The sequence below is a fragment of the Bradyrhizobium sacchari genome (assembly GCF_002068095.1).
Lineage (GTDB): Bacteria > Pseudomonadota > Alphaproteobacteria > Rhizobiales > Xanthobacteraceae > Bradyrhizobium > Bradyrhizobium sacchari.
In genome coordinates, this window is sequence record NZ_LWIG01000026.1 from 517,379 (window position 1) to 531,605 (window position 14,227).

Consider the following 14,227-nt stretch of genomic DNA (forward strand, 5'->3'; position numbering starts at 1 on the left):
GCGAAACAGATCGGGTGCATGAGGCAACGCCGTGCTTCCGATGGAAACGACCGAGGAGGTCTCTATGGTCGATATTCCATATGAAGGGATCGAAGGCATCCCGCCTGCCGAAGTACCTGACGTCGAGCTCTATCATCCGAGGAGCTGGTGGACACGGTATGTCTTCTCGCAGGACGCCAAGGTGATCGCCGTTCAGTATTCACTGACGGCGACGGCCATCGGGCTGGTGGCCCTGGTGCTGTCGTGGCTGATGCGGCTGCAACTGGGATTCCCCGGCACCTTCTCTTTCATCGATGCCAACCAGTATCTCCAGTTCATCACCATGCACGGCATGATCATGGTGATCTATCTGCTCACCGCATTGTTCCTCGGCGGCTTCGGCAACTACCTGATCCCGCTGATGGTCGGCGCCCGCGACATGGTCTTCCCTTATGTGAACATGCTGAGCTACTGGGTCTACCTGCTCGCGGTCCTGGTGCTGGCCTCGACATTCTTCGTGCCCGGCGGCCCCACCGGCGCCGGCTGGACGCTCTACCCGCCGCAGGCAATCCTCTCCGGAACGCCCGGACAGGATTGGGGCATCGTTCTCATGATGTCGTCCCTGATCCTGTTCATCATCGGCTTCACCATGGGCGGGCTGAACTACGTGGTCACGGTGCTCCAGGCACGCACCCGCGGCATGACGTTGATGCGCCTGCCCCTGACGGTGTGGGGGATCTTCACGGCGACCGTGATGGCGCTCTTGGCATTCCCTGCACTCTTCGTTGCCTCGGTCATGCTGCTGCTCGATCGTCTCCTGGGAACCAGCTTCTTCATGCCTTCGCTCGTCGAGATGGGACAGCTGTCGAAGTATGGCGGCGGCAGCCCGCTGCTCTTCCAGCATCTGTTCTGGTTCTTCGGACACCCCGAGGTCTACATCGTCGCCCTGCCCGCCTTCGGCATCGTCTCCGATCTGATCAGCACGCATGCGCGCAAGAACATCTTCGGTTACCGCATGATGGTCTGGGCGATCGTGGCCATCGGCGCCCTCAGCTTCATCGTATGGGCGCACCACATGTATGTGAGCGGCATGTTCCCGCAATTCGGATACTTCTTCGCCACCACGACGCTCATCATTGCCATTCCCACCGCGATCAAGGTCTACAATTGGGTGCTGACCCTGTGGCGCGGCGACATTCATCTCAGGGTGCCGATGCTCTTCGCACTCGGCTTTATCATTACCTTCGTGAACGGCGGGCTCACCGGCCTCTTCCTCGGCAACGTCGTCGTGGACGTGCCCCTCTCGGATACCATGTTCGTGGTCGCGCACTTTCACATGGTGATGGGCGTGGCGCCGATCATGGTCGTGCTCGGCGCGATCTATCATTGGTACCCCAAGGTCACGGGGCGGATGCTCAACGATACCCTCGGCAAGTTTCACTTCTGGGTCACCTTCCTCGGCGCCTACCTGATCTTCTTCCCGATGCACTATCTTGGACTGCTCGGGGTTCCACGCCGGTATTTCGAACTCGGGGACACCTCCTTCATCCCCTCCTCGGCCTATTCGCTGAACGCCTTCATCTCCGTGGTGGCCTTGACCGTCGGCTTCAGCCAGATCGTGTTCCTGTTCAATCTTGCCTGGAGCCTGTTCAAGGGTGAGGCCTCGGGCGGCAATCCCTGGCGGGCGACGACGCTGGAGTGGCAGACACCGGAGACGCCTCCAGGACACGGCAACTGGGGCAAGGAGCTCCCGGTCGTGTACCGCTGGGCTTACGATTACAGTGTGCCCGGCGCCGCGGAGGACTTCATTCCGCAGAACCAGCCGCCGCGCGCGACGCAGCTCGTTCAGGGAGCTGCTTCGTGAGCGCCATCATCCTGTTCCTGGCTGTGCTTGCGGTGATCGCCGGATGGTGGCTGTCGCAGCAGCGGCTGATGGCCAAGCCCTGGCTGGAGGAAGGCGCGGTCGGCGACTTCCCCGGCGGCGATGCCATGACCTGGCCGGCAGCGAAGGTCGGACTTGGCGTGTTCCTCGCTGTCGCGAGCGCATTATTCGTTCTCTTCATCAGCGCCTACTCGATGCGCATGAGCGTGGTGGACTGGCGGCCGCTGCCGGTACCGCGGCTGCTGTGGGTCAACACGGGCGTCCTGGTCGTGAGCAGTGTGGCGCTGCAATGGTCGTACGTGGCTGCTCGGCGACAGGACACCGAGAGCGTCATGATCGGTCTGCTCGCAGGCGGAGCATCTGCCGTGATCTTCCTCGCCGGACAGCTCCTGGCCTGGCAACGGCTCGGGGCTGCCGGATATTTCGTGGCGTCCAATCCGGCGAATGCCTTCTTCTACCTGTTGACCGCGGTGCATGGACTGCATTTGACCGGCGGTCTGGTGGCCTTGGGCCGAACCTCAGCCAAGGTATGGCGTGGCGCCGAGATCGCCGAGATGCGATTGAGCGTGGAACTATGCGCCATCTACTGGCACTTCATGCTGCTGGTCTGGCTTGTCCTGCTCGGGCTTCTCACCGGCTGGACCGATGATTTCGTCGACATCTGCCGCAGGTTGCTGAGCTAGGGAGGCAAGACCAGATGGCCGAGACCGTGCTGACAAATTCTGGCCAACCGACTGCGCGGCTTGAAGGCTGGCGCGGCATCGCCGCCGATTGGGCCTCGGACCAGCGCGCCTTCAAGAACGTGTCCTGGGGCAAGGCCATGATGTGGATCTTCCTCCTCAGCGACACCTTCATCTTCAGTTGCTTCCTGCTCTCCTACATGACGGCGCGCATGTCGACGACCGTGCCGTGGCCGAATCCCAGCGAGGTCTTCGCCCTCAATATCGGGGGCAAACACATTCCCCTGATCCTGATTGCCATCATGACCTTCGTGCTGATCAGCAGCAGCGGAACAATGGCGATGGCGGTCAATTTCGGCTACCGCCGCGATCGCGTGAGAACCGCAATTCTAATGCTGGTCACAGCGGCATTTGGCGCAACCTTCGTCGGAATGCAGGCATTCGAATGGACCAAGCTGATCAGGGAAGGCGTCCGGCCCTGGGGCAATCCATGGGGCGCGGCGCAGTTTGGCTCGAGCTTTTTCATGATAACGGGTTTCCACGGCACTCACGTGACGATCGGCGTGATCTTCCTGATCGCCATCGCGCGAAAAGTCTGGCGGGGAGACTTCGATGTCGAGAGGCGTGGCTTTTTCACAAGCCGCAAGGGCTATTACGAGATCGTCGAGATCATGGGCCTGTACTGGCACTTCGTCGATCTCGTGTGGGTCTTCATCTTTGCATTCTTCTATCTTTGGTGAGGTCGGCGCATGACAAACGCGGCGGTACACATGGAAGGACAGCTCCACGCCCCGGCGCATGGCGCAGTCGCAACGGAAGCCGTTCACACCAAGGGGCAACAGCACCCGATCAAGCTCTACCTCGTGGTCTGGGGCTGGTTGTTCGTGCTCAGCACGGGCTCCTATCTCGTCGACTACTTTGGCCTGCAAGGCTATCTGAGGTGGTCGTTGATCCTGCTGTTCATGATGCTGAAGGCCGGTCTGATCGTCGCCGTCTTCATGCACATGGCCTGGGAACGATTGGCCCTGGCCTACGCCATCCTGCTGCCGCCGATCGCGGTATTGGTATTTGTATCGATCATGGTGCTCGAATCCGAATACACGCACTTCCTGCGGGTGCTGTTTTTCGCAAGCCCGTCATAGCTCCGCCGTCGCTCAAGCCGGGGCTCACCCCTCGAACGCGTCGATCGACGCTTTGCTGCCGCGCGAGACCAGCGCCTCGTCCGGCGCGGGCAGCCCCTCGCCCTTGTCGCGAAAACGGTTGGTGATGGGATAGCGGCGGTCACGGCCGAAATTCCTGGGTGTCACCTTCACGCCGGGCGCGGCCTGGCGGCGCTTGTATTCGGCGACGTTGAGCAGATGGTCGATGCGGGTGACCGTGTCGCGGTCGAAGCCGGCGGCGATGATCTGATCAAGCGGCTCCTCGCGCTCGACAAGCCGCTCGAGGATGGCATCGAGCACGTCGTAGGGCGGCAACGAGTCCTGATCGGTCTGGTTCTCGCGCAGCTCCGCCGTCGGCGGACGCGTGATGATGTCGGGCGGGATCACCTCGCCCGCGGGCCCGAGCGCGCCATCCGGCTTCCAGCCATTGCGCAGCGCCGCCAGGCGAAACACCTGCGTCTTGTAGATATCCTTGATCGGGTTGAAGCCGCCGTTCATGTCGCCGTAGAGCGTGGCGTAGCCGACCGACATCTCCGACTTGTTGCCGGTCGTCACCACCATGAGCCCGGTCTTGTTGGAGATCGCCATCAGCAGCGTGCCGCGGGTGCGGGCCTGCAGGTTTTCCTCGGTGATGTCAGGCGGCAGATTCTTGAAGATGCCCGAGAGGATCGTCTCAAAGCCGTTCACGGCCTCCGCGATCGGCAACACTTCGTAGCGGATGCCGAGATGGCCGGCGAGCTCGCCTGCGTCGGCGATCGAGTGTGCCGCCGTATAGCGATAGGGCAGCATCACGCCATGCACCTGGTCGGCGCCGAGCGCGTCCACGGCGATCGCTGCGCACAGCGCGGAATCGATGCCACCGGAAATGCCGAGCAGCACACCGGGAAAGCCGTTCTTGGCGACATAGTCGCGCAGGCCCAGCACGCAGGCGGCGTAGTCGGCCTTGTCGCCTTCGGGTTGCTGCGCAATCGGCCCCGTGCAGCGCCAGTCGTCGCCGTTACGTGTAAAGCGCAGTGTGGTGACGCTTTCCTCGAACGCCGGCAGTTGCGCCGCGAGCGACAGATCGCCGTTGAGCGCGAAAGACGCGCCGTCGAACACCAATTCGTCCTGGCCGCAAACCTGGTTGAGATAGACCAGTGGCAAGCCGCTCTCGGTGATGCGCGCCACCGCGACCGACAGCCGAATGTCGTTCTTGTCGCGGGCGTAAGGCGAGCCGTTCGGCACCAGGATGATCTCGGCGCCGGTCTCCGCCAGCGTCTCGACCACGTTCTCGTAGTCCTCGGATTCCTCCAGCCAGATGTCCTCGCAGATCGGCACGCCGATGCGGACGCCGCGCACCGTGACGGGGCCGGCCGCGGGACCGCGCGAAAACAGCCGCTTCTCGTCGAACACGCCGTAATTCGGCAGATTGCACTTGAAGCGAAGCGCGGCGATGCGGCCGCCGTCGAGCAGCGCGCAGGCATTGTAGAGCCGGCCGTCCTCGACCCAGGGCGTGCCGACCAGCATGGCCGGCCCGCCGTCCGCGGTCTCGCGGGCGAGCGCCTCGATCGCGGCGCGGCAGGCGGCCTGGAAGGCCGGCTTCTGTACCAGATCTTCCGGCGGATAACCGGCGATGAACAATTCCGGAAACAGCACAAGATCGGCGCCGTCGCCGGCGGCCTGCGCCCGCGCGGCGCGCACCTTGGCGGCATTGCCCTCGATATCGCCCATGGTCGGATTGAGTTGGGCGAGCGTGACCGCGAATGCGTTGAGACGTTCGGTCATGGCCGCCCTTATCCGTTTTCCCGTGGCTAAAGCATGATCCGGAAAAGTGCGAAGCGGTTTTCCGAAAACATCATGCGTAAACAACGACCTAAAGCGCGATGACGATTCATCCAAATCAGATCGTGCTTTAGACGAAACCCAACCGCTCGACGATGGCGAAGATCCAGAATGCGCCCGCCATCAAAAGCGCCACGCCGACGGCGGCCGAGCCCATGTCCTTGACGCGGCCGATCTGCTTGTCGTGATCCAAGGTCAGGCGGTCGGCGAGCTTCTCGATGGCGGTGTTGAGCAGCTCGACCGTCAGCACGAACGCGACCGCACAAACCAGTTCAACCGCCCGCATCGCCGTCGCGCCGATGAACCAGGCCAACGGCAGCGACACGAGAAGCGCAAAGATCTCCTCGCGAACGGCCTGTTCCGAGCGGAACGCAAAAGCCAGACCGTTGCGGGAATTGATCGTGGCCTTCCAGATTCGCAGCAAGGTTTCAGAGCCCCGCTGCGACCGGCATCGGCTTGGTCTTGCCGGCACGCTCCTGCTTCAGCAGCTCGGCGACCAGGAAGGCCATGTCGATGGATTGCTCGGCATTGAGGCGGGGATCACAGACCGTGTGGTAGCGGTCGTTGAGATCCTCGTCCGTGATCGCGCGGGCGCCGCCGAGGCATTCGGTGACATCCTTGCCGGTCATCTCCAGATGCACGCCGCCGGCATGGGTGCCTTCGGCCGCGTGGATCGCGAAGAACGACTTCACCTCGGACAGGATGCGGTCGAACGGCCGCGTCTTGTAGCCCGTGGTGGAGGTGATGGTGTTGCCGTGCATCGGATCGCACGACCAGACCACCACCTTGCCCTCGCGCTTCACGGCGCGGATCATGTTCGGCAGATGCTCGGCGATCTTGTCGGAGCCGAAGCGGCCGATCAGCGTCAGCCGGCCCGGCTCGTTGTCGGGGTTGAGCACGTCGATCAGCTTCAGGAGCTCGTCGGGCTTCAGTGACGGCCCGCACTTCAGGCCGATCGGGTTCTTGATGCCGCGGAAATATTCGACATGGCCGTGATCGAGCTGGCGGGTGCGGTCACCGATCCAGATCATGTGGCCCGAGGTCGCGTACCAGTCGCCGGTGGTGGAATCGACGCGGGTCATGGCCTGCTCGTAGCCGAGCAAGAGCGCCTCGTGGCTGGTGTAGAAGTCGGTCGCGCGGAGCTCGGGGTGGGCCTCGAGATCAAGGCCGCAGGCGCGCATGAAGTTGAGCGCGTCCGAGATGCGGTCGGCCAGCTCCTTGTAGCGGCGGGACTGCGGTGAGTCCTTGAGGAAGCCGAGCATCCATTGATGCACGCTGCCGAGATTGGCGTAGCCGCCGGTGGCGAAGGCGCGGAGAAGGTTCAGCGTCGCGGCCGACTGGCGATAGGCCATCAGCTGGCGCTGCGGATCCGGCACGCGCGCTTCCTTGGTGAAGGCGATGTCGTTGACGATGTCGCCGCGATAGCTCGGCAGCTCGACGCCGTTCACCTTCTCGGTCGGCGACGACCGCGGTTTTGCAAATTGTCCAGCGATGCGGCCGACCTTCACCACGGGGACGGCGCCGGCATAGGTCAGCACCACCGCCATCTGCAGCAGCACGCGGAAGAAGTCGCGGATGTTGTTGGCGCCGTGCTCGGCAAAGCTCTCGGCGCAGTCGCCGCCCTGGAGCAGGAAGGCCTCGCCGGCCGCGACACGGCCCAGCGCCTTCTTCAGATTGCGCGCCTCGCCCGCGAACACCAGCGGCGGAAAGGTCGCAAGCTGCGCCTCGACGTCGGCCAGGGCCTTGGCGTCGGGATAATCGGGCACCTGTAGCACCGGCTTGCTGCGCCAGGACTCGGGCGTCCACCGCTCGGACATCGCAATCTCTCCGTGAAGCAAAAAGCACAACCTGATCTAGGGGTTGCGAGGGCCGCCTTATACACAGGCTGGCACGACATCGCCAGTTGTAAATCCGTTTCGCATTGCAAGCCCTTGCGGGGAAAGCCGAATTCGCATTTGCTAGGGGTGACGAGGAAACCGGCAAGACACTTTCCGCCCATGGACGCGGCACGCGACGACGTTTTCATCGACGAGATCAGCTTACCGGCGACCGATGGGTATGGGTTGACCGGCACCCTGTTCCTGCCGCGCGGCGCCAAGCGCCACGCCGTCCTCATCAACTCGGCCACCGCCGTCCCACGCAAGATATATCGGGGCTTTGCCTCCTACCTCGCCCATCGCGGCTGCGCTGTCCTGACCTACGACTATCGCGGCATCGGCGACTCCCGGCTGCCGGCGATGGTCGGCTACAACCAGCCGAAATCGCTGGTCGGGTTCAAGGCCTCGATGTCGGACTGGGCCGCGCTCGACGTCACCGCCGCGGTACGCTGGATGCGCGAGCGGTACAACACGCTGCCGCTTGCCTATGTCGGCCATTCCTATGGCGGCCAGGCGCTCGGCCTGATCGCCAACAACAGCGAGATCTCCCGTGCCGCCTTCGTGGCCTCGCAGGCCGCGACCTGGCGCCTGATGACCTCGCCGGAGAAGTACCGCGTCTTCGCCTTCATGAACCTCATCGGCGTTCCGCTCGCGCACGCGCTCGGCTATGCACCGGGCTGGGCCGGCATCGGCGAGGATCTGCCCAAGGGCGTGTTCCTGCAATGGGCCGAGTGGGTCCGGAGCCCGCGCTATCTGTTCGATTCAAAGCTGCCGGCGCTGGACAATTTCGCGAACTTCAAGGGCGAGCTGCGCGCGCTGTGCTTCGCCGACGATCCCTGGGCGACACGGCCCGCGGTCGAGCTGCTCACGGGCGGCTTCACCGCGATCAAGCCGGAGGTGCTGACGGTGAAGCCCTCCGACGTCGGCGCCAAGGCCATCGGCCATTTCGGCTTCTTCCGCCCCGAGCACCGCGACACGCTGTGGCGCGGGGTGGCGGAGTGGATTCAGGGCGAGTGAGGCGTCAGCGGATGATCGTCGTCAGCGACGAATAGCGCCTGTTCGGCTTGGCGTCGGTCGCAGAGAACTGCGCAAACGCGTCGCTGACTCGGACCGCCGGCGGCGTGTCGCTCGCGAACCGAAACTCCTTCGGCCGTGGCGCGTAGAAGCTGGCGCTGTAATAGGCATCGTCGAAGCGCGCCTCGCCGACCCCGAACACTGCGTCGCAGGCGAACAGGAGTGCGTACACTCCCGCAACCGCCACGACGATCTCCCTGAAGATTGACATGATGATGCCCTGCCCTTTTGCGGGCAGGATGCATCCCGGTTCCAAAGCTCTGGTTTAAGGCGCCTTGCTTCTTGTCGAGAGGGTTTGCGGCCGCTGAGCCGAATGCAGACGATTTTATCGATCCCGAAAAAGAGCCCGCCTGACCGGACGATCAGGCGGGCCCAGGATTGGCCGATCGGGAGGTACTCAGACGGCCAGATTCATCCAGACAGCCTTGGGCTCGGTGAAATTGTCGAGCGCGGCGGTGCCGTGCTCGCGGCCGAGCCCGGAGTCGCGCTCGCCGCCCCAGGGCAGGCGGACATCGGTATAGCCGTAGGTGTTCATCCAGACCGTGCCGGCGCGGGCCCGCTTGGCGAAGCGCTGCAGCTTGCCGATGTCGCGGCTCCAGACGCCGGCGGCGAGGCTGTAGGCGGTGCCGTTGGCGATCCGCAGCGCATCGGCCTCGTCCTTGAACTTGATGACGCTGACGACCGGGCCGAAGATTTCCTCCTGCGAGATCCGCATCTCGTGCGCGACGCCTGCAAACACCGCGGGGCTGATGAAGTAGCCGCGCTCGCCAACCCGTGTCCCGCCGGTGACGAGGCTCGCGCCCTCCTTCCGGCCGATATCGACATAGTCGAGGATCGACTTCATCTGCTTCTCGGAGATGACGGGCCCGAGCGCCGTCTTGCGGTCGAGCGGATCGCCGATTCTGAGCGATTTCGCGCGCGCTGCCAGCCTCTCCACGACTTCGTCGTAAGCCTTCTCCTGCACCAGCACGCGGGAGCCGGCCGAGCAGACCTGGCCGGCATTGAAGAAGATGCCGGAGGCCGCAGCCTTGCTCGCGGCTTCCAGGTCGGCGTCGTCGAAAATGACGTTGGCCGACTTGCCGCCGAGCTCGAGCGAGACGCGCTTGAAGTTGCCCGCCGCGCCCTTCATGATTCCGCGGCCCACGCCCGGCGAGCCGGTGAAGGTGACCTTGTCGACGTCGGGGTGGTTGACCAGCGCGTCGCCGACGATGCGTCCCGGCCCCGTCACGACATTGAACACGCCCGCCGGCAGGCCGGCTTCGAGCGCGAGCTCGGCGATGCGCAGCGCCGACAGCGAGGTCAGCTCGGCCGGCTTCATCACGATGGTGCAGCCGCAGGCCAGCGCAGGAGCGAGCTTCCACATCCCGATCATCAACGGGAAATTCCACGGCACGATCGCCGCGACCACGCCGACCGGCTCGCGCATCGTGTAGGTCAGCGCATCGTCGCGCACCGGGACGACGTCGCCGCTGATCTTGTCGGCCCAGCCGGCGTAATAGATCAGCGTGTCAACGGCTGCGGGAAAGTCCTGGCGCATCGTCGCCGAGATCGGCTTGCCGGCGTCGATCGACTCGAGCTCGATGATTTCCTCGGCGTTACGTTTGAGCAGATCTGCCCAGCGCAGCAGGATCTGGCCGCGCTCGGAGGCGCGGATCGTCCGCCACGGGCCTTCGAAAGCCCGGCGTGCCGCGGCGACCGCATGCTCGACATCGGCCTCGCCGCCTTCGGCGACGGTGGCGATGATCTGGCCGGTCGCGGGATTGAGGGATTTGAAGGTGCGGCCGGAGCTCGCGGGGACACGGCGGCCGTCGATGAGCAGATGCTGTGGCCGGGCCATGAACTCGGTCGCCGGCGAATGCGCAAAGTCATATGCAACAGACATCATATTTCCTCCTATTCTGGTATACCAGACTAGGCGCCTATTGGCCGGAGTAAATATGATATGATGTGCAAATGGGCGCCGCACATATGAATCCGAGTTCATAAGGTAGGCCAATGCTTCAGATCGAGATCGAGGCCGTCTGGCGGTTTCGCCGCGAGGGCAGCCCGCGCACCGCCGTCATCATGCTCGGCGTGCTCAACGAAATCCGGAAGACCGGAAAGATCACCAGCGCCGCCAGCGACGCGCATTTGTCCTACCGGCATGTCTGGAATCTGATCGAGCAATGGTCTGAGTTCTTCGGCACGCCGCTGGTCGAGACCCAGCGTGGCAAGGGCTCAAAACTCACGCCGTTCGGCGAGCGGCTGGTTTGGGCCGGCGAGCGCATGCAGGCGCGGCTCGGGCCGCAGCTCGACAACCTCGCTCAGGAGCTCGCCAGCGAGATCAAGCCGTTCCTCGAACAGCGCCCCTCCGTGATCCGCGTGCACGCCAGCCACGGCTTTGCGGTGGCAAAACTGCGCGAATTCCTCGACCGCGAGCCCGGCATCGGCGTCGACCTGCGCTATGTCAGCAACCAGCATTCGCTGGTCTCGCTGGCACAAGGCGCCTGCGACCTCTCCGGCCTGCATCTGCCGCACGGCGCATTGCGCGCGCAAGGCATCAAGGCCGCGCGCGAATGGCTCGATCCGCGCGAGCATCGCATCATCAGCTTCGTCACGCGCGAGATGGGCCTGATGGTCGCCCGCGGCAATCCGCTGCGGATCGCCTCGCTTCACGACCTCATCAAGCCGAACGTCCGCTTCGTCAACCGCGACCATGATTCCGGCACGCGCCTGTTGTTCGACCAGCTGCTCGCAGCAAACGGCATCGACGAAAGCAGGATCAACGGCGCACAGCAGATCGAGTTTACCCATGCCGCAGTCGCCGCCTATGTCGCGAGCGGCATGGCCGATGCGTGCTTCGGCGTCGAGGCGGCCGCGCGACAATTCGGCCTCGACTTCATCCGCATCCTCACCGAGGATTATTTCTTCGTCTGCAAGCGCGCCTTCCTCGATACCGCCCCGATGCAGCGCATCCTCGAGATCATCCGCAGCGCAGATTTTCGCGCCGCCGTCGCCACCCTCCCCGGCTACGTGCCGTCGGACACCGGCACCGTCACCGGCGTGAAGGCGTTCCTGGAGCTGCACGCCGTGCGGTGATGGCGCGCGCTCACCTTGTCCGCGGTGGGCAAGAGTGGCAATGTCATCAAGCAGAGTTCAAGAGATCCCAATCATGTCGCGCGCGAGCGCCAAACCGCTTCCCCAGTTGAGCCTTCGCATCGACCTCGACAGCGACCACCGGATCGGGCCCGGCAAGATCGAGCTGCTGGAACAGATCCGCGAGCAGGGCTCGATCTCGGCCGCCGGCCGCGCCATGGACATGTCCTACAAGCGCGCCTGGGACCTCGTCGACGAGATCAAGCGCATCTGCGGACATGCCGTGGTCGAGCCGCAGGCCGGCGGCAAGAACGGCGGCGGCGCAATGCTGACGCCCTTCGGTGAGAAGCTTGTCGCGCGCTACCGCAAGATCGAGCGCGAGGCCGCGCGCGCCGTGCACAAGGAGCTGGAAGCGCTCAGGAGCGACATCGCCAGGTCGCGCAAATCGTGATGGCAGCTAGTTCGGCCTTACCGCCGCTTCCGGCATCGGCTGCGTCAGCGCCTCCCCCAGCAGGCTCTGCTCCGCCTTCGGGATCGAGAACCGCACCTTGAAGCCGTCCTCGGTCTGCAGCGTGATGATGCGCTGGGTGGTGTCGGTCAATTGCTCTAGCACCCAGGACGCCAGCGGATAGGCGTAGCGCAGGCCCTGGTCGCCGTAGCGCGCCTTCAGCGCCGCCTCGAGCAGTCCGGGCAGGGTCATGATGAGGGCCCCGACCTGGTTGAGCGAGACGCTGACGGCCGCAGGATTCCCCGTCACGTCCTCGAAGCCCAGCGAGATCGCGCCGCCATCGGCGGCCACTTCGCAGGTCGTGAGCGATCTGACCTTGATTTCCATCGAGAACCCCGGAGCGCAGTTACGCTATATCCTATACGATATAGCGATACGTGCGATCGGGTCCAGCCGGTTCTTTTGGAATGTCTCGAACCCGGGGAGCGCGGCTTCGATTTCTGACGGCGACACGGTCCTGGCAGCGCCACGCGGCCGATCAGATCAGCGGCTCGTCCTTCAGCGCCGCCACCACCTGCTCGCCGCGCTCGGTCAGGCGATAGGTCACCAGCGGACGGCTCGACGGCGGCTTGCGCGCGGTCTCGACGATGTAGCCGCGCACCATCAGGGCTTCGAAGCTGCCGTAATAGCCGAACATGCTGATCTCGTTCTGCTTCAGCAGCTTGAATTCGCGCAGCAGGCGGATCTCGTTGCCCGACAGCAGCGAGCGGCGGACGCGCTGCACGAACCGCGCGCGCTGCTCGAACCATTCCTGATCGGGCAATTCGTGCGAAGGCGGCGTCGGGTCGCGCTCGAAAGGACGCCCCTCAATGACGGCGTCAGCCACGATGGCCGGCAGGCACGGCATGCTGCTGATGACCGCCGCCTTGGCGACATCGAGCAAGGCCAGCGGCCAGCGCCGCTTGTTGTCCACCATCACCGGCGGCGGCACGACGCTGTCGCGCACCAATTGCTCGAAGCGGCCGGCGGTCACGCCGACATAGGCCGCGGCGCGGCGGCGGTCGACCAGACGGGTCTCCGGCACGGCCTCGGGCTCGCAAACAACAATGTTCTCGTCCACCCCAAATCCCCTGGCGCGTCGTTGCGCAAGGCGTGGCGTCTCCCCCGGCAGGGCCGGCCAAGCCGGCGGCGAACCTAGGGTGATGGAGCGCTCTCGAAAAGCAGAGAATTTCGTACGGGTTGATGCCGTTTCGGCAGCGGCTATAGTTGGGACGGGGGTCCCATGCGCTTTCACTCACCGTCCATCCAGTACTTCCATGCCGTCCGCCGGACCGGCTCGATCCGGGCGGCCGCGCGCGTCCTGAACGTCGCCTCCTCGGCCGTCAGCCGCCAGATTCTCAAGCTCGAGCAAGAGGTTGGATCACCTCTGTTCGAGCGCAATGCGCGCGGGCTGACGCTGACGACGGTCGGCGAGATGCTGGCCCGGCATGTCATGAACGTGCTCCAGGACCTTGACCGCTTCCGCTCGGACGTCGCCTCCCTGTCCGGCGCCTGGCACGGCAGCGTCAGCATCGCCTGCATCGAATCGCTGACGGAATCCGTGCTGCCGGACCTGATCGCGGCCCATCGCGGCCGCGCCCNNCCGCCGCGTCAGCTTCACCACCGAGGTGAAGGGATCGGCGGACGTGCTGGAGGCCTTGAGCCGAGGCGAGGCCGACATCGGCATCGCCATGGCGCTCCGCCATCCGCCCGACCTGCGGCAGGTCGCCTTGAAGCGGTTTCGTCTCGGCGCCGTGGTCGCGCGCGAGCATCCGCTGGCGCGCCGCAAGACGGTCACGCTGGAGCAATGCCTCGCCTTCCCCGTCATCAACGCGCTGCCGGAGCTGTCGATCTATCATCTGCTGCAGCCGCTGATCGCGCAGCTCTCGGAGACGCCGGAGCCGGCGATCCAGGCCAACTCGATCGACCTGATGCGGGAGCTTGCCGCGCGCGGCGTCGGCGTCGCCTTCCAGACCCAGCTCGGCATCGGCCGTCTGTCGCGCGACAGCCAGCTCGTCTTCCTGCCGCTCGACAATGCCGGCAGCCCGGTCTGGTCCGACCTCGGCATCTATGTCCGCGCCGAGCGCACCCTGCCCGCCTACACCGAGTCATTTCTTCAAGAGCTGGTGCGCGAACTGGGCGAGCGCGAGCGTCGGGAGAACGCGGCCTATCCGCCGACCTCGTGATCGCGT

Annotated in this window: 16 protein-coding genes; 9 read left to right on the forward strand and 7 right to left on the reverse strand. The window is 64.6% G+C overall.

The features are described from left to right. Positions 1-64 precede the first annotated feature (64 nt). From A5906_RS26480 to A5906_RS26495, 4 genes are read left to right on the forward strand one after another with little or no spacing between them, the layout of a single operon-like run. Positions 65-1,843, forward strand: a complete 1,779-nt coding sequence (locus A5906_RS26480) for a cbb3-type cytochrome c oxidase subunit I (protein ID WP_080138284.1) — start codon at positions 65-67, stop codon at positions 1,841-1,843. Continuing rightward, positions 1,840-2,544: a cytochrome c oxidase subunit 3 gene (locus tag A5906_RS26485; protein ID WP_080138172.1), complete on the forward strand. Its 705-nt coding sequence runs from the start codon at positions 1,840-1,842 to the stop codon at positions 2,542-2,544. The genes A5906_RS26480 and A5906_RS26485 overlap by 4 nt, the downstream gene beginning before the upstream one ends. A gap of 14 nt (positions 2,545-2,558) precedes the next feature. Beyond that, positions 2,559-3,281, forward strand: a complete 723-nt coding sequence (locus A5906_RS26490) for a heme-copper oxidase subunit III family protein (RefSeq protein ID WP_080138173.1) — start codon at positions 2,559-2,561, stop codon at positions 3,279-3,281. A gap of 9 nt (positions 3,282-3,290) precedes the next feature. Continuing rightward, positions 3,291-3,683 (forward strand): cytochrome C oxidase subunit IV family protein, encoded by a 393-nt coding sequence (locus A5906_RS26495; protein WP_080138174.1) that lies wholly within the window; start codon positions 3,291-3,293, stop codon positions 3,681-3,683. Between the two features lie 24 nt (positions 3,684-3,707). Here A5906_RS26495 and A5906_RS26500 read toward each other — a convergent pair whose 3' ends face one another. The 3 genes from A5906_RS26500 to A5906_RS26510 all read right to left on the reverse strand — a co-directional run bounded on the left by A5906_RS26500 (position 3,708) and on the right by A5906_RS26510 (position 7,339). Beyond that, positions 3,708-5,465, reverse strand: coding sequence for an NAD+ synthase (locus tag A5906_RS26500; RefSeq protein WP_080138175.1), 1,758 nt, complete (start codon positions 5,463-5,465; stop codon positions 3,708-3,710). Positions 5,466-5,592: 127 nt separating this feature from the next. Continuing rightward, positions 5,593-5,946 (reverse strand): diacylglycerol kinase, encoded by a 354-nt coding sequence (locus tag A5906_RS26505; RefSeq protein WP_080138176.1) that lies wholly within the window; start codon positions 5,944-5,946, stop codon positions 5,593-5,595. Positions 5,947-5,950: 4 nt separating this feature from the next. Next, positions 5,951-7,339, reverse strand: coding sequence for a class II 3-deoxy-7-phosphoheptulonate synthase (locus A5906_RS26510; RefSeq protein ID WP_080138177.1), 1,389 nt, complete (start codon positions 7,337-7,339; stop codon positions 5,951-5,953). Between the two features lie 180 nt (positions 7,340-7,519). Here A5906_RS26510 and A5906_RS26515 point away from each other — a divergent pair, with 180 nt between their 5' ends. Continuing rightward, entirely contained in the window at positions 7,520-8,416 is an 897-nt protein-coding gene (locus A5906_RS26515) for an alpha/beta hydrolase family protein (protein ID WP_080138178.1), read from the forward strand. Between the two features lie 4 nt (positions 8,417-8,420). On the opposite strand, the gene A5906_RS26520 is transcribed toward A5906_RS26515, so the two are convergent. Then, on the reverse strand, positions 8,421-8,684 hold the full coding sequence (locus A5906_RS26520; protein WP_080138285.1) for a hypothetical protein: 264 nt from the start codon (positions 8,682-8,684) through the stop codon (positions 8,421-8,423). 186 nt (positions 8,685-8,870) lie between these two features. Next, entirely contained in the window at positions 8,871-10,355 is a 1,485-nt protein-coding gene (locus A5906_RS26525; protein WP_080138286.1) for an aldehyde dehydrogenase family protein, read from the reverse strand. 113 nt (positions 10,356-10,468) lie between these two features. Between A5906_RS26525 and A5906_RS26530 the strand changes: the two genes are divergently transcribed. Both A5906_RS26530 and A5906_RS26535 read left to right on the forward strand, forming a co-directional pair. Continuing rightward, positions 10,469-11,551: a substrate-binding domain-containing protein gene (locus tag A5906_RS26530; RefSeq protein WP_080138179.1), complete on the forward strand. Its 1,083-nt coding sequence runs from the start codon at positions 10,469-10,471 to the stop codon at positions 11,549-11,551. A gap of 73 nt (positions 11,552-11,624) precedes the next feature. Next, entirely contained in the window at positions 11,625-11,999 is a 375-nt protein-coding gene (locus A5906_RS26535) for a winged helix-turn-helix domain-containing protein (protein ID WP_080138180.1), read from the forward strand. Positions 12,000-12,005: 6 nt separating this feature from the next. Here the strand turns inward: A5906_RS26535 and A5906_RS26540 are convergent, their stop codons facing one another. Both A5906_RS26540 and A5906_RS26545 read right to left on the reverse strand, forming a co-directional pair. Next, positions 12,006-12,383, reverse strand: a complete 378-nt coding sequence (locus A5906_RS26540) for a hypothetical protein (protein WP_080138181.1) — start codon at positions 12,381-12,383, stop codon at positions 12,006-12,008. Positions 12,384-12,534: 151 nt separating this feature from the next. Next, the gene (locus tag A5906_RS26545; protein ID WP_080138182.1) at positions 12,535-13,116 is read right to left on the reverse strand and encodes a hypothetical protein; all 582 of its coding nucleotides are present in this window, start codon (positions 13,114-13,116) and stop codon (positions 12,535-12,537) included. A 162-nt stretch (positions 13,117-13,278) separates the two neighbouring features. On the opposite strand from A5906_RS26545, the gene A5906_RS45040 reads away from it, so the two are divergent. Then, a partial coding sequence (locus A5906_RS45040; RefSeq protein ID WP_245326906.1) for a LysR family transcriptional regulator occupies positions 13,279-13,636 on the forward strand: 358 nt, incomplete at its 3' end. A 45-nt stretch (positions 13,637-13,681) separates the two neighbouring features. Then, positions 13,682-14,221 carry a LysR substrate-binding domain-containing protein gene (locus A5906_RS45045; RefSeq protein ID WP_245326921.1) on the forward strand — a complete coding sequence of 180 codons (540 nt, stop codon included), beginning with the start codon at positions 13,682-13,684 and terminating at the stop codon, positions 14,219-14,221. Positions 14,222-14,227 lie beyond the last annotated feature (6 nt).